This window comes from Hylemonella gracilis ATCC 19624 (genome assembly GCF_000211835.1).
Lineage (GTDB): Bacteria > Pseudomonadota > Gammaproteobacteria > Burkholderiales > Burkholderiaceae_C > Hylemonella > Hylemonella gracilis.
In genome coordinates this window covers 1-21,783 of sequence record NZ_AEGR01000044.1, presented here as the reverse complement: position 1 = coordinate 21,783, position 21,783 = coordinate 1, and the positions used below count along the sequence as shown (strand labels likewise).

General features: G+C 63.9%; 16 protein-coding genes and 1 tRNA gene. 14 read left to right on the top strand and 3 right to left on the bottom strand.

The window, feature by feature from the left end:
• Nucleotides 1–10: 10 nt before the first annotated feature.
• Nucleotides 11–1,006: an AraC-like ligand-binding domain-containing protein gene (locus tag HGR_RS05200; protein WP_006297073.1), complete on the bottom strand. Its 996-nt coding sequence runs from the start codon at nucleotides 1,004–1,006 to the stop codon at nucleotides 11–13.
• Between the two features lie 179 nt (nucleotides 1,007–1,185).
• On the opposite strand from HGR_RS05200, the gene HGR_RS05195 reads away from it, so the two are divergent.
• The 6 genes from HGR_RS05195 (at nucleotide 1,186) to HGR_RS05170 (ending at nucleotide 7,726) form a co-directional block, all read left to right on the top strand.
• Entirely contained in the window at nucleotides 1,186–2,388 is a 1,203-nt protein-coding gene (locus HGR_RS05195) for an amino acid ABC transporter substrate-binding protein (RefSeq protein WP_006297072.1), read from the top strand.
• A gap of 165 nt (nucleotides 2,389–2,553) precedes the next feature.
• Nucleotides 2,554–3,444, top strand: coding sequence for a branched-chain amino acid ABC transporter permease (locus HGR_RS05190; protein ID WP_006297071.1), 891 nt, complete (start codon nucleotides 2,554–2,556; stop codon nucleotides 3,442–3,444).
• Between the two features lie 30 nt (nucleotides 3,445–3,474).
• Entirely contained in the window at nucleotides 3,475–4,503 is a 1,029-nt protein-coding gene (locus HGR_RS05185) for a branched-chain amino acid ABC transporter permease (protein WP_039852493.1), read from the top strand.
• A gap of 109 nt (nucleotides 4,504–4,612) precedes the next feature.
• Complete coding sequence (locus HGR_RS05180; RefSeq protein ID WP_006297069.1) at nucleotides 4,613–5,410, top strand: ABC transporter ATP-binding protein; 798 nt, start codon at nucleotides 4,613–4,615, stop codon at nucleotides 5,408–5,410.
• Entirely contained in the window at nucleotides 5,407–6,261 is an 855-nt protein-coding gene (locus HGR_RS05175) for an ABC transporter ATP-binding protein (protein WP_006297068.1), read from the top strand. The genes HGR_RS05180 and HGR_RS05175 overlap by 4 nt, the downstream gene beginning before the upstream one ends.
• Nucleotides 6,262–6,271: 10 nt before the next feature.
• Nucleotides 6,272–7,726: an aldehyde dehydrogenase gene (locus HGR_RS05170; RefSeq protein WP_006297067.1), complete on the top strand. Its 1,455-nt coding sequence runs from the start codon at nucleotides 6,272–6,274 to the stop codon at nucleotides 7,724–7,726.
• 117 nt (nucleotides 7,727–7,843) lie between these two features.
• On the opposite strand, the gene HGR_RS05165 is transcribed toward HGR_RS05170, so the two are convergent.
• A complete protein-coding gene (locus tag HGR_RS05165; RefSeq protein ID WP_006297066.1) occupies nucleotides 7,844–8,623 on the bottom strand; it encodes an SDR family NAD(P)-dependent oxidoreductase in 780 nt (259 codons plus the stop codon).
• A gap of 153 nt (nucleotides 8,624–8,776) precedes the next feature.
• Between HGR_RS05165 and HGR_RS05160 the strand changes: the two genes are divergently transcribed.
• Nucleotides 8,777–9,703 (top strand): LysR family transcriptional regulator, encoded by a 927-nt coding sequence (locus HGR_RS05160; protein ID WP_006297065.1) that lies wholly within the window; start codon nucleotides 8,777–8,779, stop codon nucleotides 9,701–9,703.
• A 67-nt stretch (nucleotides 9,704–9,770) separates the two neighbouring features.
• On the opposite strand, the gene hpnC is transcribed toward HGR_RS05160, so the two are convergent.
• Nucleotides 9,771–10,676 (bottom strand): squalene synthase HpnC, encoded by a 906-nt coding sequence (gene hpnC, locus HGR_RS05155; RefSeq protein WP_006297064.1) that lies wholly within the window; start codon nucleotides 10,674–10,676, stop codon nucleotides 9,771–9,773.
• An 85-nt stretch (nucleotides 10,677–10,761) separates the two neighbouring features.
• Here hpnC and HGR_RS05150 point away from each other — a divergent pair, with 85 nt between their 5' ends.
• The 7 genes from HGR_RS05150 to lon all read left to right on the top strand — a co-directional run bounded on the left by HGR_RS05150 (nucleotide 10,762) and on the right by lon (nucleotide 21,649).
• Nucleotides 10,762–11,916 carry an efflux RND transporter periplasmic adaptor subunit gene (locus HGR_RS05150; RefSeq protein WP_006297063.1) on the top strand — a complete coding sequence of 385 codons (1,155 nt, stop codon included), beginning with the start codon at nucleotides 10,762–10,764 and terminating at the stop codon, nucleotides 11,914–11,916.
• A gap of 7 nt (nucleotides 11,917–11,923) precedes the next feature.
• A complete protein-coding gene (locus HGR_RS05145) occupies nucleotides 11,924–15,073 on the top strand; it encodes an efflux RND transporter permease subunit (protein WP_006297062.1) in 3,150 nt (1,049 codons plus the stop codon).
• 176 nt (nucleotides 15,074–15,249) lie between these two features.
• Nucleotides 15,250–15,336: transfer RNA gene (locus HGR_RS05140), tRNA-Leu, on the top strand.
• A 78-nt stretch (nucleotides 15,337–15,414) separates the two neighbouring features.
• On the top strand, nucleotides 15,415–16,728 hold the full coding sequence (gene tig / locus HGR_RS05135; protein ID WP_006297061.1) for a trigger factor: 1,314 nt from the start codon (nucleotides 15,415–15,417) through the stop codon (nucleotides 16,726–16,728).
• A 156-nt stretch (nucleotides 16,729–16,884) separates the two neighbouring features.
• Nucleotides 16,885–17,532 carry an ATP-dependent Clp endopeptidase proteolytic subunit ClpP gene (gene clpP, locus HGR_RS05130; protein ID WP_050797397.1) on the top strand — a complete coding sequence of 216 codons (648 nt, stop codon included), beginning with the start codon at nucleotides 16,885–16,887 and terminating at the stop codon, nucleotides 17,530–17,532.
• A gap of 136 nt (nucleotides 17,533–17,668) precedes the next feature.
• Nucleotides 17,669–18,934 carry an ATP-dependent Clp protease ATP-binding subunit ClpX gene (clpX, locus tag HGR_RS05125; RefSeq protein WP_006297059.1) on the top strand — a complete coding sequence of 422 codons (1,266 nt, stop codon included), beginning with the start codon at nucleotides 17,669–17,671 and terminating at the stop codon, nucleotides 18,932–18,934.
• 267 nt (nucleotides 18,935–19,201) lie between these two features.
• Nucleotides 19,202–21,649 (top strand): endopeptidase La, encoded by a 2,448-nt coding sequence (lon, locus tag HGR_RS05120; protein ID WP_006297057.1) that lies wholly within the window; start codon nucleotides 19,202–19,204, stop codon nucleotides 21,647–21,649.
• The last annotated feature ends 134 nt before the right edge of the window (nucleotides 21,650–21,783 follow it).

Below are 21,783 nucleotides of genomic sequence, written 5' to 3'. Positions count from 1 at the left end.
GTTCAGTCGTTCAGTCTGAAGCATTCCTGGGCCGCCGCACGGCGCGGAACTCGCTCGGGCTCAGGCCCGTGTGGTCTCGAAACACCCGACTGAAATGCGCGGGGCTGCTGAAGCCCCAGGACATCGCGATCTCGGTGATCGCGCGTTCCTTCAGCGTGGCGTCCGCTGCCGGGCGTGACAGTTCTCGAATGCAGCCCTCCAGCCGCAGCGTCTGGATGTGGTTGGACAGCGTGCGCTCTTCGTCGGCCCAGGCGTTGTAGAGGTGCCGCTTGCTGCAATTGAGCGCGGCGGCCATGCGTTCCACCGTCAGCGCCGGATCGCGCAGGTGCAGGGCCAGGTAGCCGCGTATGCGGTCTTTCAGCGCCTGCCGTTGCGTGTGGTGGGTTTCCCGGCCCGACAGCTCAATCAGTGAGAGCCGCACGAGCTGAGCGATGAGTTCCCCGGCCCCGTGGGCGGCATCGGTGCTCATGTGCGGCAGTTCATGGAAGGTGCTGCGCATGGTCGACAGCGCGACGCGCGCAATGCCCGAGGCTTCACCGCCAGGGCTCGCGCCAACCAGACGAGCCACCAGCGGCTCCAGCCGCAGCCCACGTTCGATGAGTTGCGCCTTGGGCAGCATCACGATCAGGTGTTCCACCTTGCCCGGGTTGTCGACCGTGTAGCCCCGCGTGGTGTCGTAGAGCGTCCAGGCACCGGGGCCCACCCAGGCTTCACGGCCATCCTGCTCGACGCGCGCGCGTCCCTGCAAGGGGGCGACGATCTTGAGGTAGCCGGGTGCGACGTCGGCGCGCGCCAGTTGCGCCGTGCGATCCACGCGATGGCGCCGCGCTTCCAGTCGGGTCAGGATGATGTCGCCCGCGTGCGCGCGGGCGATGTGACCGTCGAAGTCGCTGTCGCCGTACAGGTCGCATTCGAGTCCACCGAACAGCGACCAATTCCAGTCACGCCAGATCGATGCCCGCTCGGTGGGGGCATAGGCATCGGTGCTCAAGGTGGCGGCATGCATGCAGGGATTATGGGAGCCTCATCCGCGTGGACAAGGGGCGCGCGGGTTAACCCCGATGCCCGTGCGCGCAGCGGCAATTACTTTGTGCACGCTCAGCAAAGCCGCGCGGCGGGCAGGCCCCTAGGATTGCAGAGCTTCCAAGATGGCAAATCAGCCCCACAACTCGAGAGGAGACCAGCATGGCCCGAGCCCAGGTTCAACAGAGCAAGCGCACCTTGATCAAAGGTGCCGCGGCCGCCGTCGGCGCCGCGACCTTTGCCCCGCAATTGATGGCCCAGAACGCGCCGGTGCGCATCGGCTACACCATGGCCCGCACGGGCCCGTGGACTGGCGGCGCGCAGACCAGCCAGGAGCCCAACTACCTGCTGTGGGCCGAGCAGCAGAACGCCGCGGGGGGGCTGGACGTCAAAGGCGTGCGCCGCAAGATCGAGCTCATCAGCAGCGACGACCAGAGCAATGTGGAGACCGTCGTGCGCACCTATGAAAAGCTCATGGGCAGCGACAAGGTGGATCTGGTCTTGCCGCCCTGGGGCAGCGGCGCGAACTTCGCCGTCGCTCCGCTGGCCAACCGTTACGGCTACCCCTTCTTGGCGCCGACCGCGCTGTCCAAGAAGTTGGTGGACCTGAAGCTGCCTTACTTCTTCTTGCTGCTGCAGCAGCCGGCGCCGATGATCGGTGCGCTGGTGGACCTGCTCAAGTCGCAGGGGGTGAAGACCGTCGCGGTGATCTACGTCGACGACCTGTTCGGCCTGGAGAACTACGCCGCGCTGAAAGAGGCCGTCAAGGGCAGTGGCATCCGGCTGGTGGAGGAGAAAAGCTATCCCGGTAGCACGCAAGACCTGTCGCCCGTGTTGCGCTCGATCAAGGACAAGAACCCGGATGCCTTCATCGGCTTCTCCTACCCGCCGGACACCATCCTGGCCAGCAAGCAGTCCAAGGAAGTCGGCTTCAATCCGAAGTTCTATTACGCCTCGGTGGGCACGGCTTTCCCGCTCTATACCAAGGTCATGACGGTGGCGGGCGCGGAGGGCGTGATGGGCATGGGCTCCTGGAACGCGAAGACCAGCCCGGGCGCCAAGGCTTACTTCGACGCGCATGTGGCCAGCCAGAAGAAAGAGCCGGACCGTTGGGCCAGCGGTGCTGCCTGGGCCGGGTTGGAGATCCTGACCAACGCCGTCAAGAGCGTGGGCTTGGACCGCAAGGCCATTCGCGATTACGTGGCGAACACCACGCACCAGACCATCCTGGGCGAGATCAAGTTCAACGGCAGCGAGAACGTGGGCACGCCGGGCACGGTGGGGCAGTGGCAGAAGGGCGAGTTCGAGGTGGTGTGGCCACCGGCGCGCGCGACGGCCAAGCTGATTGCCAAACCCAAGTGGTAAATATCGAAGCACGACCGGAATCGCGGGGTAAAAGCTCCGCGAATGTCCCCCGGCCCGGCGTATGCCGGGCCTCCTCCTTTATTTCGCTGCGCTTTCACCCCGCACTTCCGGTCTTTCGGCGCACAGGCGGCACCTGGGTGACGCTCAGTAGGCCGATTCATCGTCATGTCTTTCACCGCCTGGTTTGAACTCATCGTCTCCGGTCTGATCACCGGGGGCATCTATGCGCTGATCGCCCTGGGGCTGAACCTCCAGTACGGTCTGATGCGCATCCTCAACATCGCGCACGGCGAGTTCCTGATGGTCGGGGCCTACCTCACCTGGTTGGTGCAGACGCAGTTCGGCATCTCGCCCCTGCTGATGATTCCCGTGTCCTTCGCCGTGCTGATGGCGCTGGGCATGGTGCTGCATTTCCTGTGCTTTCGGCGGCTGACGCGGACCTCACCCAACCTCGATGTGTTCGAGGCACGCAGTCTGATGGTGGCCTTTGGTTTGATGTTCCTGGTGCAGAACTTTGTGTCCTGGCTCTGGGGCGGTGACCTGCGCGGTTACGACTACCTGACCGAGCCGGTGAAGTTCGGCGAGATGCAGTTCGCGGCCAACAAGTTGCTGATCTTTTTCCTGGCCCTGCTGTTTGCCGGTGCACTGATCGTGCTGATGCGCCAGACCTTGCTCGGCAAGGGCGTGCGTGCTCTCATGCAATCGCCCACGGGCGCGCAGCTCATGGGCATCGACACGCAGAAGCTGCACCCGCTGATGTTCGGCATCGGGCTGGGGCTCTCGGGCGTGGCGGGCGCCTTGCTGTCCATGGCCTACACCATCACGCCCTTCATGGGGCAGCCGTACACGGTCACGGCCTTGATCGTCATCACCCTGGGCGGCTTCGGCAGCATGGGCGGGGCCTTGGTGGGCGGGCTGTTCCTGGGAGTCATCGAGGCGCTGGGCATGCACTTCACGAACCCTTCCCTCAAGGCCTTGCTGTCCTACACGGTCTTCATCGCTGTGCTGTTGTTGCGACCTGAGGGCTTGTTCACGCGCAAGAGCCGCAAGGCCTGAGGTGGCGGCCACCGATTCCTGATGTTTGTGATGACTTCAAGACAAATCCTGATCCGCGACCTGCTGGTGCTGTTGGCTTTCACGGGCTGGGCCCTGGCGCTGCCGGCCTACGCCAGCGAGTTCGTGGCCTCCATGGCGCTGACCTGCCTGATGTACGTCGCCCTCTCTTCCAGCTGGGGCCTGTTCTGCGGCAGCACGCGCTACCTTTCGCTGGCGACCTCGGCCTTCTTCGGCATCGGTGCCTACACCTCGGCCATCCTGCTCGGAGAGTTCGCCTGGCTCACGGTGATCCTGATCGGCGCCGGCATCGCGGTGGTCGTCGCCGTCCTCATGGGGGCGGCTGTCCTGCACCTGCGCGGCACTTATTTCGCGGTGCTGACGTTCGGCATGACGGAACTCATCCTGCATGCCGTGACCTATTTCGAGAAGTCGGTCACGGGCACGGTGGGCCGGGTGCTCATGGTCGTGCCCGAGCGCGAGACCATCTACCTCACGGTGCTGGCGCTGGCCGTGCTGGCGGTGGCCACGTCCATCGTCGTGCGGCGCACGCGTTTTGGCCTGGCGCTGCTGGCCATCGGTGCCGATGAGCAGCGCGCGCAGACCCTGGGCGTCAACACGCGGCTGGTGAAGGTCGCGGGATTCGCTTTGACGGCAGCCTTCGCAGGCGCGGTGGGCGCGGCCATGGCCGTGCGCTGGACCTACATCGATCCGCACACCGTGTTCAACCCCTTCATCGGTTTTCAGACCGTGTTGATCACCCTGATCGGCGGCGTTCTAACCCTGTGGGGGCCCTTGCTCGCCGCCATCATCTTCAGCGTGTTGGCCGAATCGCTGCGCCTGCAGTTCCCGCAGATCTACCTGATGTCGCTGGGTCTGCTGCTCATCCTCTGCGTGCTGTATCTCCCCGGTGGACTGGCGTCCTTGCGCTGGGCCACCTTCAAGGGTTGGTGGACCGACAGCCGCGAGTGGGCACGGGACTTGAAGCGCGACCTGTCCGGTGAGAAAGAACGCGAGAAGCAGCGTGCCTTGAAACGCGCCCGGGAGAGCTACTTTGTCTAGCACCTCGACACCGGCACCCGCGCTGATCGCCGCGGCGCATGCCGCGCACACCCCTGAAGCAAACCAGTCCGCCTTGGCGCGCTCTGGCGGCGACGGGGCTCGGAAATTCTTGCTCGAAGCCCGGGACGTCACCGTGCGTTTTGGTGGCTTGACCGCCGTGGACGCGGTCAGTGCTTCCTTCATGCCGGGCGAGTTGGTCGGCATCATCGGTCCCAACGGCGCGGGCAAGACGACGTTCTTCAACGCCATATCCGGCGTGCAGCCCCTGACCGATGGCCGTTTGATGTGCCAAGGCCATGACCTGACGGGCAGTCGACCGCATCGCTACGCGGCGCACGGTGTGGCGCGAACCTTCCAGACGCCGCGCGTCTTCGGCGACATGACGGTGCTGGACAACATCGCCTTCGGTCTGAAATTCGCGGGACGGCGGCCGCGCAAGTACATCTTGTGGGGCGAGGAAAAAGACGTGCCGTGGGCGCTGCGGGACGCGAGCAGCATCCTGCAACTGATCGGTTTGTCCGCGCAGGCCGGATTGCCCGCCGCGGCCATCACACCGAGCCAGCAGCGTCTGCTGGAAATTGGCATGGCGCTGGGCACGCGGCCCAGGCTGCTGCTGCTCGACGAGGTGGCGGCGGGTCTGACCGAAGCCGAGATCGAGGACATGGCGCGCCTGATCGGGCGGCTGCGTGACGAGCTGGACCTGACCGTGATCTGGATCGAGCATGCCGTGACTACCCTGCTGCGCCATGTGGAGCGCGTGATCGTGCTGCACCAGGGCCGCAAGATCGCCGACGACACGCCCGCCAACGTGGTGCGCAACCCCGAGGTCATCGAGGCTTACCTGGGCGACGAAATGGCCGAGCCTGAAACGGTGGCATCCACGCGAACCGAGGAGGCCGCAGCATGATGTGGTGGCGTGACACCCCTTTCGTGCTTGGCGACGCCAAGCGCGCGCACCTGCAAGTGCAGGGCCTCTCCGCGGGCTACGGTGCCTTCCTCGTGCTGCGCGATCTGCGTTTCGAGGTCAAGCCTGGCCTGACCGTGATCCTGGGACCCAATGGGGCGGGCAAGACCACGCTGTTGAAGGCCTTGATGGGCTTGATTCCGCGCCAGGGCCTGGCATTGCTCGACGGCGAGGAGCTGCCCGACAAGACGCACGAGGTGGTGCGCGGCGGCGTGACCTTGGTGGCCGAAGGCCGACAACTCTTCCCGCAGATGACGGTGCTGGAGAACCTGGAGCTGGGCGGCTGGCTGGTGCCGAAGGCCGAGCGCGCACACCGCATCGAGCAGGTACTGGCTGACTTTCCCAAGTTGCGCGAACGTGCCCAGCAACTCGCCGGCACCATGAGCGGCGGCGAGCAGCAGATGGTGGCCGTGGCCCGCGCCATGATGAGCGCACCCCGTCTGCTGATGCTGGACGAACCTTCGCTGGGCCTGGCACCCCGCATGGTCGACGAATTGCTGACCATCGCTCGCCGCATCGCCGATGCCGGCACCACCGTGTTGATGGTGGAGCAGAACGTCAAGAAAGCGCTGGCCGTGGCCGACCGTGGGTATGTCCTCGAACGCGGTGTGCTGGTGGCCAGCGGCCCGGCCCGTCTGCTGGAGCGCAGCAACGTCATCCGAGAGGCTTACCTGGGGGCGGGTGCCGCCGACCAGACCACGGCGAGCGACGCCGTGCAACGACGCAAAACCCTGGCCAATTCCGGCACCCATTCCGGCACCCATTCCGCCGCCGATGCCGCGGCACCTGTTTAAGGAGAACACCATGTCCGATCTGTCCATGCTCATCAACGGCCTGAAAGTCACGGCCGAAAAAGGCGCGACCTTCGAGCGCCGCAATCCCCTGGATGGCACCGTGGCCACGCGCGCGCCCGCCGCTTCGGCCGCCGACGCGGTGATGGCCGTCGAGGCCGCTGCCGAGGCCTTCAAGACCTGGAGCCAGACCGGCCCCACCGAAAGGCGCATGTTGCTGCTCAAGGCCGCGGATGCGATGGAAGCCAAGACGCCCAAGTTCATCGAGGCCGTCGGCGCGGAGACTGGCGGCACGGCCATGTGGGCGGGCTTCAATGTGCACTTGGCCGCCGGCATGCTGCGCGAGGCGGCGGGGCTGACCACGCAGATCGCAGGCGAGGTGATCCCGTCCGATGTGCCGGGTTCGCTGGCCATGGCCGTGCGGCAGCCCGCGGGCGTGGTGCTGGGCATCGCGCCCTGGAACGCGCCCGTCATCTTGGCCACGCGCGCCATCGCCGTGCCCTTGGCTTGCGGCAACACGGTGGTGCTCAAGGGCTCGGAGAACAGCCCGCGCACGCACCAGCTCATCATCGAATCTTTCATCGACGCGGGCTTCCCGCCGGGCGTGGTGAACTACATCACCAACGCACCGGCCGACGCGGGTGCCGTGGTCGAAGCCATGGTTGCGCACCCGGCGGTGCGGCGCGTCAATTTCACGGGGTCGACCCGCGTCGGTCGCATCATCGCCATGACTTGCGCCAAGTACCTCAAGCCCGTGGTGCTGGAACTGGGCGGCAAGGCCCCCATGGTGGTGCTGGACGACGCTGACCTCGACGACGCCGTCAACGGCGCGGCCTTTGGCTGCTTCGCCAACAGTGGGCAGATCTGCATGAGCACCGAGCGCCTGATCGTGGACGAAAAGATCGCCGACGCCTTCGTCAAGAAGTTCGCGGACAAGGCCAAGAACCTGCCGCTGGGCGACCCGCGCAAGCCCGAACCCGTGGTGCTGGGCTCGGTGATCGGCATGAGCACGGTCGAGCATTGCAATGCCTTGATCGACGACGCGCTGGCCAAGGGGGCCAAGCTGCTGTGCGGCGGCAAGGCCACCAACACGCTGATGCCCGCGACCGTGCTGGACCACGTCACGCCGGCCATGAAGATCTACCACGAGGAGACCTTCGGCCCGGTCAAGGCCGTCGTGCGCGTCAAGGGCGTGGAAGAAGCCATCGCTTGCGCCAACGACAACGAGTACGGCTTGTCCTCGGCTGTGTTCGGCGGCGACATCGCGCGCGCCATGAACGTGGCGCGTCGCATCGACAGCGGCATTTGCCACGTCAACGGACCGACCGTGCACGACGAAGCCCAGATGCCTTTTGGCGGTGTCAAGGCCTCGGGCATCGGGCGCTTCGGCGGCCGGCAAGGCGTCAACGAATTCACCGAACTGCGCTGGATCACGGTGCAGACGACCCCGCGCCACTACCCCTTCTAAGGAAGACACCGGTCGACCTAGAGTGCGGGCCGCTCCCGCGCTTGCGATGCTCGCCGTACTCGCAGTGTGAGTCAGAGTACGGTTGATCGATGCCTTCAGAGAGAAGGCGGATCGGGCTCAGAGCACCATGCCACCCGAGGCTTCGATGCGTTGCGCGTTGATCCAGCGGCTGCCCGGCGCAAGCAGCGCGGCGATGGCGCCGCCGATGTCGTCCGGCAAGCCGACGCGGCCCAGCGCGGTCTGCGCGGCGATGGAGCGATTGAGTTCCGCGTTGTCACGCACATGGCCACCGCCGAAGTCAGTCTCGATCGCGCCAGGCGCCAGCGTGTTCACGGCGATGCCGCGCGATCCCAGCTCCTTGGCCATGTAGCGGGTCATCACCTCGACGCCGCCCTTCATCACGGCGTAGGCCGAGCTGCCGGCGAAACTGAAGCGCGCCAGGCCACTGGAGATATTGATGATGCGGCCACCGTCGGCGATCAGCGGCAGCAATACCTGCGTCAGGAAATACGGTCCCTTGAGGTGCACGCGGTACAGCGCGTCGAAGTCGGCTTCCTTTGTTTCCGCAAAGGCGGCGTAGTGGCCGAAGCCGGCGTTGTTGATCAGATGGTCGAAGTTTTTCCGCTGCCATTGCTTGGACAGCAGCTCGAGCACGCGGGTGGCAAAGGCAGCGAAGCTGGCGCTGTCGCCTGCGTCCAGCTGCAGTGCGGCTGCGCGGCGGCCCAAGGCTTCGATCCGCGCCACCACGGCCTGGGCCTCGGCCTGCTGGCGCTGGTAGGTGACGATGATGTCGCTGCCCTGGGCGGCGAGGGTGAGCGCGGCGTTGCGGCCCAGTCCGCGGCTACCGCCGGTGATGAGAGCGATGGGTGTGGGTGTCTGTAACGGTGTGGGGTTCATGGTCATGCTCCTGGTGAGGTGGTTGAGACAGGAGTGACTTTATTGATTCGTCCCATTGCGATAAATTGGGAAAATTTGATAAATTTGTTCATTTAAATTGAACAATGGAAGCGTCTGACCCGGCCACACTCACCCTCCCACCAGGAGTCCGCCATGCTGCGTCCCGAGCAATTGCAGATCTACACCCGCGTGGCCGAACTGGCCAGCTTCACCCAGGCGGCCGACAGCCTGGGCCTACCAAAAGCCAGCGTGTCGCAGGCAGTGCAGCAACTGGAAGCCAGCTTGGGCACGCGGCTCTTGCACCGCACGACCCGCCGCGTTCAGACCACGCAGGACGGCCAAGTGTTCTACGAGCGTTGCAAGGAGTTGTTGGCACAACTGGACGACGCGCAGTCCCTGTTCCGCAGAGGTGGCGAGGCGGTGCGCGGGCGCCTGCGCGTGGACATGCCCAGCGGCGTGGCGCGCCAGCAGGTGCTGCCCCGGCTCGGTGAGTTCCTCGCGCTGCATCCCGAGCTGGAGCTGGAACTCAGCAGCACCGACCGACGCGTGGACTTGGTGCGCGAGGGCTTCGACTGCGTGCTGCGCATCGGCACGCTGGACGACTCGGCCCTGGTGGCCCGGCCCCTGGGTTACATGGTGCAGCTCAACTGCGCCAGTCCGGCCTATCTGGCCCAGCACGGCACCCCCCAAACGCTGGAAGATCTGGCGAAGCACCGCCTCGTGCACTACTTGCCGACCTTGGGAGGGCGGCCCGTGGGCTGGGAGTACGTGGAGCAGGGCGATGTCCGTAACCTGCCCATGGCGGGGGCGTTGACGGTGAACGACACAGCGGCGTACTCGGCCGCCTGCATGGCGGGGCTGGGCCTGATCCAGGCACCGGCCATTGGCACGCGGCCCCTGATCGAGCAGGGCCTGCTGGTCGAGGTGCTGCCCCAGTGGCGTGCGCCCGCCATGCCGGTGTCGCTGGTCTACGCGAACCGCAGGCAACTGCCGCGCCGCACGCAGGTGTTCATGAACTGGCTGGCCGAGGTTCTGAGCGCCAAGTTGGCGCGGACGCCCACCGATCCGGCACCAGGCTAGCCGGCATCGACATCGGCATCGGCATCGGCATCGGCAAGCTGCCCACGCTGGCCGAAGCAGGGGCGCTTCAAGGCCCCGGGCTCGTGGCCCGCGCGCGCATGCCGAGGGCGCGCCACAGCAGCAGTGCTCCGTCGGCCACGGTGATTCGCGGTCGGCGCTGCAGGGTGTTGAAGCCCTGGGCCTCGATCTTGTCGAGGATGCGCAGGCCGCCTTGCACGACGAAGCGCAACTCCCAGGCCATGCGGCCAGGCATGCGGTGGACCAGTGGAGCGCCTTGCCGCATCAGTTGCCTTGCCCAGGCGCAGCAGTCGGCGATCAGGGCTTGCGTTTGTGCCGTGCCGCGCAGCGCTTGCAAGTCCGCGTCGTTCACGCCGTGGGCAGCGCGGTCGGCCGCCGTCAGATAGTGCCGACCACGCGGGATATCCCGGCTGAGGTCTTGCCAGAAATTGATGAGCTGCAAGGCCGTGCAGATCGCATCGCTTTGCGCCAGCGATGCCGGGTCGTCAATGCCATGCAGGTGCAGCACCAGCCGGCCCACCGGGTTAGCCGACCTGCGGCAATAGTCCAGCAACTCAGCGCGATCGGCATAGGCTGCGCCCGGCCGGCTGCCTTGGCGGATCGTTTGTTCGGTTTTTTCAACGTCCTGCATGAAGGCGGACAGGAGGTCGGTCAGCGGTGTTTCTGGAAGCTCGACACGATGGACGACGAGGCGCAGCGGGTCGAAGATGTGGGGCCAGCGGGACGGAGTCTTGGCCTGCGCCGCAGAGGCGGCGAAACAGGTCTGTAGCTCGTCCCGGTAGGCAGTCAAATCCGCCAGGCGCTGCGTGGCCGGGGCATCTCCTTCGTCGGCGATGTCATCTGCCGTGCGGGCGTAGTGGTAGAGCGCCTGGATCGGAGCACGCAGCCGCGGTGGACAGAGCAGCGATGCAACGGGAAAGTTTTCGTAGTGCTGTACGGAGGAGGCGGGGTTCACGACAGGGATGGCTTGACAAGCAACAGGGGTTTTAATAAATTACTGACTGGTCAGTCATTAGCATTCAAACGGCGGAATAATTCTCATGCGGCATCGTTTTTCATCTTCCTTGTCCCGGGTGGGCGCCATCGGCCTCACGCTGGCGGCTGCGATTGTGCTTGCCGCCTGTTCAAAGCAGTCCCCCGTGGAAGAGCCGGTGCGGGCCGTCAAGGTGCTGACGGTGGGCGCCAGTCCCTTGCAGTCCACGCGCGAGTTCGCGGGCGAGGTGCGTGCCCGCACCGAGTCGCGGCTGGGCTTCCGGGTCGCTGGCAAGATCGTTCAGCGCCAAGTGGACCTGGGCCAGCATGTGAACGTGGGCGATGTGCTCGCGCAGCTGGACGCGCAGGATTATCAGCTGACGGCGGACGCGGCCCGCGCGCAGGCGGCGGCGGCTCGCACCAATCGCGACCTGGCGGCGGCCGATCTGCAACGCTACCGCGAACTGCGGGCGCAGAACTTCATCAGCGATGCGGAACTGGACCGGCGCGAGGCGCAGCTGAAAGCCGCTCAGGCCCAGTTGGATCAGGCCGAGGCCCAACTGACGACGCAAGGCAACCAGGCCCGCTATGCCAAGCTCGTTGCCGATGCCGCGGGTGTCGTCACCGCGATCGAGGCGGAGCCGGGTCAGGTGGTCGCGGCAGGCGCTCCGGTGTTGCGCATCGCTCAGGATGGTCCCCGCGACGTGGTGTTTTCCGTGCCCGAAGGGCAAGTGGCGTTGATGATCAACGGCATGCCGGTTCAGCTGCGAATCTGGGCCACGGGGGAGATGCTGCCTGGTCGCGTGCGTGAGGTCGCGGCCAGCGCTGATCCGGTGACGCGCACCTTCTTGGTCAAGGCCAGCATCGAAGCGTCGGATTCCGCACGCAAGCTGCCGCCCTTGGGTGCGACCGTGGCGGTACTGCCGTCCACCCCGGTGCAGGCAAAGAACGCCAACACGAACGCCACCACCATGCAGGCCATCAAGTTGCCCAGCAGTGCCTTGCGCCAGGACGGGCAGGTGACCGCGGTGTGGGTGCTGGACACGGCCACCATGACTGTCCGGTCGCAGCCGGTCCAGGTTTCGACGGCCGATGGCAACGAGGCCGTGATCGCGTCTGGCTTGCAGCCGGGTCAGCTGGTCGTGGCCACGGGAGTCCACGTGCTCTCGCCAGGTCAGAAAGTGACGATCTACCAACCGAAGTCGGCCCAGGCTGCGGAGTGAGACGGTCATGACGCAGATGGAACCTAAAAAGGGCTTCAACCCCTCGCGCTGGGCCCTGGAGCATCCCGCGCTCACGCGCTACCTGATGGTGGTGCTGATGGTGCTGGGTTTGACGGCGTATTTCCAACTGGGGCAGGACGAAGACCCGCCCTTCACTTTCCGGGCCATGGTGGTGCGCACCAGTTGGCCGGGTGCCACCGCGCAACAGGTGGCCGAGCAGGTCACGGACAAGCTCGAGCGCACCCTGCAGGAGGTGCCTTACGCCGACAAGATTCGCAGCTATTCCAAGCCAGGCGAATCGCAGATCGTCTTCAACCTCAAGGACTCGATGCCCCCGTCGGAAGTGGCGGACACCTGGTACCAGGTGCGCAAGCGAGTGGGCGACATGCGTCATACGCTGCCCGCAGGCATCCAGGGGCCTTACTTCAACGATGACTTCGGTGACGTGTACGGGGTCATCTACGCGCTGGACGCCGAGGGTTTCAGCTACGCCGAACTCAAGGACTTCGCCAATGACGCCCGCCAGCAGCTGCTGCGCGTGCCCGATGTGGCCAAGGTCGAATTGTTCGGCGCTCAGGACGAAAAGGTGTTTGTCGAGATCTCCCAGAAGACGGCGGCGCAACTGGGACTGGACATGAACCAAGTGCTGGCCCAGTTGGGTCAGCAAAACGCCGTGGAGAGCGCGGGTGCCGTGCAAACGCCGCTGGACGTGGTGCAGGTGCGCGTGGCTGGGCAGTTCAATGCGCTGGAAGAACTGCGCGAGATGCCAATCCGTGGCACCTCGGGTGCGCAGTTGCGCCTGGGCGACATCGCCACCATCACGCGCGGCTACGCCGATCCGCCAGCGGTCAAGGTCCACCATGACGGGCGTGAAGTCATCGCCCTGGGTGTGTCCATGGTCAAGGGTGGCGACATCATTGCCCTCGGCAAGGCGCTCAAGGCAGTCTCGGCGCGCATCGAGAAAACTTTGCCCGCGGGCGTGCGCCTGTTGCAGGTGCAGGACCAACCCAGATCCGTGTCTGAATCTGTCAACGAGTTCGTGCACGTGCTGATCGAAGCCGTGGTGATCGTGCTAGCCGTGAGCTTCCTCAGCCTGGGCCTGCACAAACGTGACACCCCTGTCGGGGGCACTCTGCCGCCGTGGCGCCGCTGGTACGTGGACATGCGCCCGGGTCTCGTCGTCGGCATCACCATTCCACTGGTGCTGGCGGTGACCTTCCTGGCCATGCACTACTGGGGTATCGGCCTGCACAAGGTGTCGCTGGGGTCCCTCATCATCGCGCTGGGCCTGCTGGTGGACGACGCCATCATCGCCGTCGAGATGATGGTGCGCAAGATGGAAGAGGGCTACGACAAGGCCCGCGCCGCGACCTTCGCCTACGAGGTGACGGCCATGCCAATGCTGACCGGCACGCTGATCACGGCCACGGGCTTCCTGCCCATCGGCATGGCCAAGTCCTCGACGGGTGAGTACACCTTCGCCATCTTCGCGGTCACGGGCATCGCGCTGGTGCTGTCCTGGCTGGCCTCGATCTATTTCGTGCCGTATCTGGGCAATGTGCTGCTCAAGGTCAAGCCCACGGCGGCGGGGGCCGAGCACCACGAACACTTCGACACGCCCTTCTACCAGGCCTTCCGCCGAGCGGTCGATTGGTGCGTCCAGCATCGGTGGCTGACCATCGGTGCGACTTTGCTGACTTTTGCGCTTGGCCTGGTTGGGATGAGCCGGGTGCAGCAGCAGTTCTTTCCCGATTCCGTGCGTCCGGAGATTCTGGTGGATCTCTGGCTGCCCGAGGGAACATCCTTCGCGGCCAACGAGGAGGTGACGCGCCGCGTCGAGCGCCGCCTGATGGCCGAGGAAGGTGTCACCGCTGTCAGTACCTGGGTGGGTTCGGGCGTGCCACGCTTCTATCTGCCGCTGGACCAGGTGTTTCCGCAGACCAACGTGTCCCAGCTCATCGTCATGTCGAAGGATCTGAAGGTGCGCGAGTCGCTGCGGCTGAAGCTGCCCGTGGTGCTGGCCCAGGAATTCCCGGAGGTGCGTGGACGCGTCAAGTTGCTGCCCAATGGCCCGCCCGTGGCCTACCCCGTTCAGTTCCGCGTGATGGGGCCGGACCCGGCGGTGCTGCGCGCGCGCGCGGACGAGGTCAAAGCCCTCATGCGCGAGAACGCCAACACCCGTGGCGTCAATGACAACTGGAACGAATCGGTCAAGGTGATCCGTTTGGAGGTGGATCAAGACAAAGCCCGTGCCCTGGGCGTGACCAGCCAGTCCATCGCGCAGGCCACCAAGACCACGCTGGTCGGCGCGACAGTGGGGCAGTTCCGCGAGGGTGACAAGCTCATCGACATTGTGTTGCGCCAGCCGCTGGACGAACGTGATGCCGTCACCGACCTGGGCAACGCCTACCTGCCCACGGCCAGCGGCCGCCAGATTCCGTTGACCCAGATCGCCAAGCCCCAGTTCACCTGGGAGCCCGGCGTGATGTGGCGCCAGAACCGAGATTACGCCATCACGGTTCAAAGCGACATTGCCGAGGGCCTGCAGGGCGCGACCGTCACGGCGGAACTGTTGCCCGTGCTCAAAACCCTGGAGTTGCGCTGGCCCAACGGCTACCGCATCGAGGTGGCGGGCACCGTGGAGGAGAGCTCCAAGGGCTCCAGTTCCATTGCGGCTGGCATGCCGGTCATGCTCTTCATTACCTTCACCCTGCTGATGCTGCAATTGCAGAGTTTCAGCCGTGCCCTGCTGGTTTACCTGACAGGTCCCCTCGGCATCGCGGGCGTGGCCGCGGCCTTGCTGCTGTTCAATCGGCCGTTTGGTTTCGTCGCGCTGCTGGGCGTGATCGCGCTCATGGGCATGATTCAGCGCAATTCGGTGATCCTGATTGACCAGATCGAACAGGAGCGCGCGAACGGGGTGGCTGCCTGGGATGCGATTGTCGAGTCCGCCGTGCGGCGTTTGCGCCCCATCGTATTGACGGCCGCCGCCGCGGTGCTGGCGATGATCCCCTTGTCGCGCAGCGTGTTCTGGGGGCCGATGGCGATTGCCATCATGGGGGGGCTGGTCGTGGCGACCGTCCTGACGCTACTGGCATTGCCGGCGATGTATGCCGCTTGGTTCCGCGTCAAGCGTGACAAACCGGCGTTGTACTGATCTGCGGTGGGCATGGCCCGCCACGGCTTGAGTCCCGCAGGCTCATCGCCCTTGCATGACGCCATGCCCAGGCGCGGAATCAGGGTGTCGGCCCGGTTAAAATAGACGGTTCACCGATTTCGTAAGGCGGTGTTGCATGCCTTCGGGCCTGCGATCACCGCCTTTTGTCTTTCTTTGCGCGGGTGGCGAAATTGGTAGACGCACCAGGTTTAGGTCCTGACGCCCGCAAGGGTGTGGGGGTTCGAGTCCCCCCCCGCGCACCACACTGTGGCAATTCCTGGCGGCCAAGGCCGCTGTATTTGCCCCGATCTGTCCGAATCGTCGATTTTTTGGAGTAGACCATGGCCGTTACCGTTGAAACCCTCGAGAAGCTCGAGCGCAAGATCACCCTGAACCTGCCCGTGGACGTGATCAAGACCGAGGTGGATGCTCGCCTCAAGAAGCTCGCGCGTACCGTGCGCATGGACGGCTTTCGTCCGGGCAAGGCGCCGATGAGCGTCGTGGCCCAGCGCTATGGTTTCTCCGTGCAGTACGAGGTCATGAACGACAAGGTGGGCGAGGCGTTTGCCTCCGCCGCCAATGAAGCCAAGTTGCGCGTCGCTGGTCAACCGCGCATCACCGAAAAGGACAATGCACCCGAGGGTCAGGTCAGTTTCGACGCGGTGTTCGAGGTCTATCCCGAAGTGAAGATCGGTGAACTCTCCGGCGCCGAGATTGAAAAGGTGAACGCCGAAGTCAGCGAGGCCGCGATCCAGAAAACCGTGGACATCCTGCGCAAGCAACGCCGCACCTTCGCCCAGCGGGGCAAGGACGAGGCCGCCCAGGATGGCGACCGCGTGTCGGTGGACTTCGAGGGCAAGATCGACGGCGAACCCTTCCAGGGCGGCAAGGCCGACGGCTTCCAATTCCTGGTGGGCGAAGGCCAGATGCTCAAGGAGTTCGAAGATGCCGTGCGTGGCATGAAGGCGGGCGAGAGCAAGACCTTCCCTCTGGCTTTCCCGGCCGACTACCACGGCCAGGACGTGGCCGGTAAGACCGCCGACTTCTTGGTCACGGTCAAGAAGATCGAGGCCGCCCACCTGCCCGAGGTGGACGATGCGCTGGCCAAGTCCCTGGGCGTGGCCGAGGGCACCGTGGCCGCCTTGCATGCCGACATCCGCAAGAACCTGGAGCGCGAGGTCAAGGCCCGCCTTGTGGCGCGCAACAAGCAGGCGGTGATGGACACCCTGATCGCCAAGGCCGAGCTCGACCTGCCCAAGAGCATTGTCGCTGCCGAGTTGGATCGCATGGTCGAGAGCGCGCGCGCTGATCTGAAGGCCCGCGGCATCAAGGACGCCGACAAAGCCCCGATTCCGACCGAGCTTTTCACGCCGCAGGCCGAGCGCCGCGTGCGCCTGGGCCTGGTGGTGGCCGAACTGGTGCGCGCCAACAAGCTGGAAGCCACGCCCGAGCAGATCAAGGCCCACGTGGATGAACTGGCTGCCAGCTACGAGCGTCCGGAAGACGTCAAGCGCTGGTATTTCAGCGACAACCGCCGCATGGCCGAGGTCGAAGCCGTGGTGATTGAGAACAACGTCACGGAGTTCGTGCTGTCCAAGGCCAAGGTTACGGAAAAGGCGATTTCCTTCGATGATCTGATGGGACAGCCCGGCTGATTCCCGGCGTCGCACGTGGTTGGGGCCTGAGCCGGGGCTTGCAGTCCCGGTTGCAGGCCCCATTTGCTTGAACGGCGGTCTTTCCGCCGTTCGCGGCCCCGGCGATTTCCGTTATATAAATGGCGATAAAGTCCGGGTCTCTAATTTGGAGTCAACATGAATCTGCGCAACTCTGTCGCTCATCCCTCCGCCTACCATGGCGCCACCGAAACGCAAGCCTTGGGCATGGTGCCGATCGTGATCGAGCAGTCGGGGCGTGGCGAACGTTCCTATGACATCTACTCGCGCCTGTTGCGCGAGCGCGTGATCTTCCTGGTGGGGCCGGTGAACGACCAGACCGCCAACCTGGTGGTGGCGCAGTTGCTGTTCCTGGAAAGCGAGAACCCCGACAAGGAGATTTCGCTCTACATCAACTCCCCGGGCGGCAGCGTCAGCGCGGGCATGTCCATCTTCGACACGATGAACTTCATCAAGCCCGACGTGTCCACGCTGTGCATCGGCATGGCGGCCAGCATGGGCGCTTTCCTTCTGGCGGCCGGTGCCAAAGGCAAGCGTTTCTCCCTGCCCAATTCCAAGATCATGATCCACCAGCCACTTGGCGGCGCGCAGGGCCAGGCGACGGAAATCGAGATCCACGCCCGCGAGATCCTCAAGACGCGCGAGCAGTTGAACAAGATCCTGGCGGAACGCACGGGTCAGCCGCTGGAAAAAATCGAACGCGACACCGAACGTGACTACTACCTCTCGGCTGACGAGGCCAAGGACTACGGTCTGGTCGACCAGGTGATCGCAAAACGGCCTTGAGTTCCCCGGGCGGCACGGTTTTTGTCGGGCCAACCCCGTGCCTTTTTCAAGGCCAGGAGGGCTCGCCAGAGCAGGGCGCGCGCTTGGTTATGATCTGCCCGGGAATTTCCCGGTGGGCAAGGAAGGTGATGAATATATGGCCGACAAAAAAAGCACATCCAGCGAAAAAACCTTGTACTGCTCTTTCTGCGGCAAGAGCCAGCACGAGGTGCGCAAACTGATTGCCGGTCCCTCGGTCTTCGTCTGCGACGAATGCATCGAGCTGTGCAATGAAATCATCCGTGACGAGCTGCCTGCCCCCACCGACCAGAACGCGGGGCGCGGCAGCTTGCCTACCCCGGCCGAGATCAAGGCCAACCTGGACAACTACGTGATTGGACAGGATGCCGCCAAGCGCACGCTCGCGGTGGCGGTGTACAACCACTACAAGCGTTTGCAGCACAAAGAGACCGCGCGCAAGGATGAGGTGGAACTGGCCAAGAGCAACATCTTGCTGATCGGCCCCACCGGATCGGGCAAGACCCTGCTGGCGCAGACCCTGGCGCGCCAGCTCAACGTGCCTTTCGTGATGGCTGACGCGACCACCCTCACCGAGGCCGGTTACGTGGGTGAGGATGTCGAAAACATCATTGCCAAGTTGCTGCAGAACTGCAATTACGAGGTCGAGAAGGCCCAGCGTGGCATCGTCTACATCGACGAAATCGACAAGATCTCACGCAAGAGCGACAACCCCAGCATTACCCGCGACGTCTCCGGCGAAGGTGTGCAGCAGGCCTTGCTGAAGCTCATCGAGGGCACGATGGCCTCGGTGCCGCCGCAGGGCGGGCGCAAGCACCCGAACCAGGATTTCATCCAGGTCGACACGACCAACATCCTGTTCATCTGTGGTGGCGCGTTCGCTGGTCTGGAGAAGGTGATCGAGCGACGCACGGAATCGTCGGGCATCGGCTTTGGTGCGGCCGTCAAAAGCAAGACTCAGCGCAGCTTGACGGAAGTGTTCAAGGAAGTCGAGCCGGAAGACCTGATCAAGTACGGCCTGATTCCCGAACTCGTGGGGCGCATGCCCGTGGTCGCCACGTTGGCCGAGCTGAGCGAGGATGCCCTGGTGCAGATCCTGACCGAGCCCAAGAATGCGCTGGTCAAGCAGTACGCCAAGCTTTTCGGCATGGAGGGCGTGGAGCTGGAGATTCGCCCCACGGCGCTGGCCGCGATCGCCAAGAAAAGTCTGGCCCGCAAGACTGGCGCGCGTGGGCTGCGTTCGATCATGGAGCAGTCCCTGATCGACACGATGTTTGATTTGCCGACCTTGAGCAATGTGGAGAAGGTCGTCGTGGATGAGTCCACGATCGAGGAACATAAGCCGCCGCTGTTGGTGTACCGCGAGGCGGCCAAGCAAGCTTGACGCGAATGCGTGATTCCTTGGGGGCGGTGCGCTTGCCAATCCCAGGGGGCGTCTGATCGGGGCGGTTTTGCCAGAAAATCATGCGAAAAACGCAGGAACATGGAAAGCTGTCGGTTTTCCATGGTTTCCTTCGTGGTTTCAGCAGGTCTAATCCTGCTTAACATCATCCTCAGCGGCTTAATATGCATCGCAGGGCTGGAAAAAGAGAATCTTCCCCGCATCTAACCCTTCACAGCCTGCTCATCAAAAACATTGCGAGGACCCTCCATGTCCGGTCAAACTCATCTGCCGCCTGAACCCCTGGAATTGCCGCTGCTGCCTCTGCGCGACGTGGTGATCTTCCCCCATATGGTGATTCCGCTGTTCGTGGGGCGCCCCAAGAGCATCAAGGCCCTCGAAGCCGCGATGGAAGCTGAGCGCCGCATCATGCTGGTGGCGCAGAAAGCCGCTGCGAAGGACGAACCCCAAGTCTCGGACATGTTCGACGTGGGCTGTGTTTCCACGATTCTGCAGATGCTCAAGTTGCCCGATGGCACGGTGAAGGTGCTGGTCGAAGGGCAGCAGCGCGCCAACGTTCAAAACATCACGGAAGGCGAAACCCATTTCACCGCGACGGTGGTCCCGGTGCAGGCCGCTGCCTCGGAGGTGATGGGAGAGAAGCTGAGCAGTGAAATCGAAGCCTTGCGCCGGGCCGTGATGCAGCAGTTTGACCAGTACGTCAAGCTCAATAAGAAGATTCCTCCCGAAATCCTGACTTCGATTTCCAGCATCGATGACCCCGGCCGACTGGCCGATACCATCGCCGCGCATTTGCCACTCAAGCTGGAGAACAAGCAGACGGTGCTGAGCTTGTCCGAGGTGAAAGACAGGCTTGAGAATCTGTTTGAGCAGATCGAGCGCGAAGTCGACATCCTGAACGTGGACAAGCGCATCCGTGGGCGTGTCAAGCGTCAGATGGAGAAGAATCAGCGCGATTTTTACCTGAACGAGCAGGTCAAGGCCATCCAGAAAGAACTGGGCGAGGGCGAGGACGGTGCGGATCTCGAGGAGATCGAGAAAAAGATCAAGCTCGCCCGCATGCCCGCCGAGGCGCGCAAGAAGGCCGAGAACGAACTCAAGAAGCTCAAGCTCATGTCGCCCATGTCGGCCGAGGCCACCGTGGTGCGCAACTACATTGACGCCCTGGTCGGTTTGCCCTGGAGCAAAAAAACCAAGATCAAGCATGACCTGGCGAATGCCGAGGAAGTGCTGAACCAGGATCACTTCGGCCTGGAAAAAGTCAAGGACCGCATCCTTGAATACCTCGCGGTCCAGCAGCGCGTGGACAAGGTCAAGGCGCCGATCCTGTGCTTGGTCGGGCCACCCGGCGTCGGCAAGACCTCGCTCGGGCAGTCGATTGCCAAGGCCACCGGACGCAAGTATGTCCGCATGGCGTTGGGAGGCATGCGCGACGAAGCGGAGATCCGGGGCCATCGACGGACTTACATTGGCGCCATGCCGGGCAAGGTGCTGCAGTCGCTGGCCAAGGTCGGCACGCGCAACCCGCTCTTCCTGTTGGATGAGATCGATAAGCTGGGCACGGATTTTCGGGGTGATCCGTCGAGCGCTCTGTTGGAAGTGCTGGATCCTGAGCAGAACAACAAGTTCGGCGACCACTATGTCGAGGTCGATTTCGACCTGTCGGATGTGATGTTCGTCGCCACCTCCAACTCCATGAACATCCCGCCAGCGTTGCTGGATCGCATGGAGGTCATCCGTCTCTCAGGCTACACGGAAGATGAGAAGGTCAATATCGCTCAGCGCTACCTGAGTCCCAAGCAGCTGAAGAACAATGGCGTCAAGGACGAGGAGTTGCTGATCACCGAAGACGCGATCCGCGACATCGTTCGTTACTACACCCGTGAGGCGGGTGTCCGCTCGTTGGAACGAGAGATCTCCAAGATCTGCCGCAAGGTCGTCAAGGGCTTGCAGCTCAAGAAACTGACGCCCCAGGTTCAGGTCAACGCGGAGAATCTGCACGATTATCTGGGTGTGCGCAAGTTCAACTATGGGCGCGCCGAACAGCAGAACCAAGTGGGCCAGGTCGTGGGGTTGGCGTGGACGGAGGTGGGCGGCGATTTGCTGACCATCGAGGCAGCGCTCATGCCCGGCAAGGGCAATATCACACGTACCGGCTCTCTGGGCGACGTGATGAAAGAGTCGGTCGAGGCCGCCCGCACTGTGGTTCGCAGCCGCGCACGCAGTCTGGGTATTCCAGACGAGTACTTTGAGAAGCGTGATCTCCACGTGCACGTGCCGGATGGCGCCACACCGAAGGACGGTCCCAGCGCGGGTGCGGCGATGACCACGGCCATGGTCTCCGCCATGACCGGCATTCCCGTGCGCGGTGAAGTGGCCATGACCGGCGAAATCACCCTACGCGGCGAAGTCACAGCCATTGGTGGCTTGAAGGAAAAACTGCTCGCGGCCCTGCGAGGCGGCATCAAGACCGTGCTGATTCCGGAGGAGAACGTCAAGGACCTTCAGGAGATTCCTGACAACGTCAAGAGTGGACTGGATATCGTGCCGGTCAAATGGATTGACAAGGTCCTGGAGATTGCCCTGGAACGCCTGCCCACGCCTTTGCCAGACGATGAGCCCGCCGCCGCAGCAGCAGCAGCTGCGACGGTGGAAGCCGTGACGCCAGCGGCTGCTCAGGGCTCGATCAAACATTGAGCTTGGCCCCTTGGGCCAGTGTGAAAAAAATTCACACTGGCCCTCGTGACGAGACTGAAATTCGTTCTATAATCATGGTCTCTTAACGCGGGAATAGCTCAGTTGGTAGAGCGCAACCTTGCCAAGGTTGAGGT

Bases quoted from the DNA above. Each gene is read 5' to 3' on its own strand.
- HGR_RS05175 (WP_006297068.1), top strand. From the start codon at position 5,407: ATGATGTGGTGGCGTGACACCCCTTTCGTGCTTGGCGACGCCAAGCGC.
- HGR_RS05160 (WP_006297065.1), top strand. From the start codon at position 8,777: ATGCTGCGTCCCGAGCAATTGCAGATCTACACCCGCGTGGCCGAACTG.
- HGR_RS05170 (WP_006297067.1), top strand. From the start codon at position 6,272: ATGTCCGATCTGTCCATGCTCATCAACGGCCTGAAAGTCACGGCCGAA.
- HGR_RS05145 (WP_006297062.1), top strand. From the start codon at position 11,924: ATGACGCAGATGGAACCTAAAAAGGGCTTCAACCCCTCGCGCTGGGCC.
- tig (WP_006297061.1), top strand. From the start codon at position 15,415: ATGGCCGTTACCGTTGAAACCCTCGAGAAGCTCGAGCGCAAGATCACC.
- HGR_RS05200 (WP_006297073.1), bottom strand. From the start codon at position 1,006: ATGCATGCCGCCACCTTGAGCACCGATGCCTATGCCCCCACCGAGCGG.
- HGR_RS05190 (WP_006297071.1), top strand. From the start codon at position 2,554: ATGTCTTTCACCGCCTGGTTTGAACTCATCGTCTCCGGTCTGATCACC.
- clpP (WP_050797397.1), top strand. From the start codon at position 16,885: ATGAATCTGCGCAACTCTGTCGCTCATCCCTCCGCCTACCATGGCGCC.
- HGR_RS05165 (WP_006297066.1), bottom strand. From the start codon at position 8,623: ATGAACCCCACACCGTTACAGACACCCACACCCATCGCTCTCATCACC.
- HGR_RS05185 (WP_039852493.1), top strand. From the start codon at position 3,475: ATGACTTCAAGACAAATCCTGATCCGCGACCTGCTGGTGCTGTTGGCT.
- clpX (WP_006297059.1), top strand. From the start codon at position 17,669: ATGGCCGACAAAAAAAGCACATCCAGCGAAAAAACCTTGTACTGCTCT.
- lon (WP_006297057.1), top strand. From the start codon at position 19,202: ATGTCCGGTCAAACTCATCTGCCGCCTGAACCCCTGGAATTGCCGCTG.
- HGR_RS05150 (WP_006297063.1), top strand. From the start codon at position 10,762: ATGCGGCATCGTTTTTCATCTTCCTTGTCCCGGGTGGGCGCCATCGGC.
- HGR_RS05195 (WP_006297072.1), top strand. From the start codon at position 1,186: ATGGCCCGAGCCCAGGTTCAACAGAGCAAGCGCACCTTGATCAAAGGT.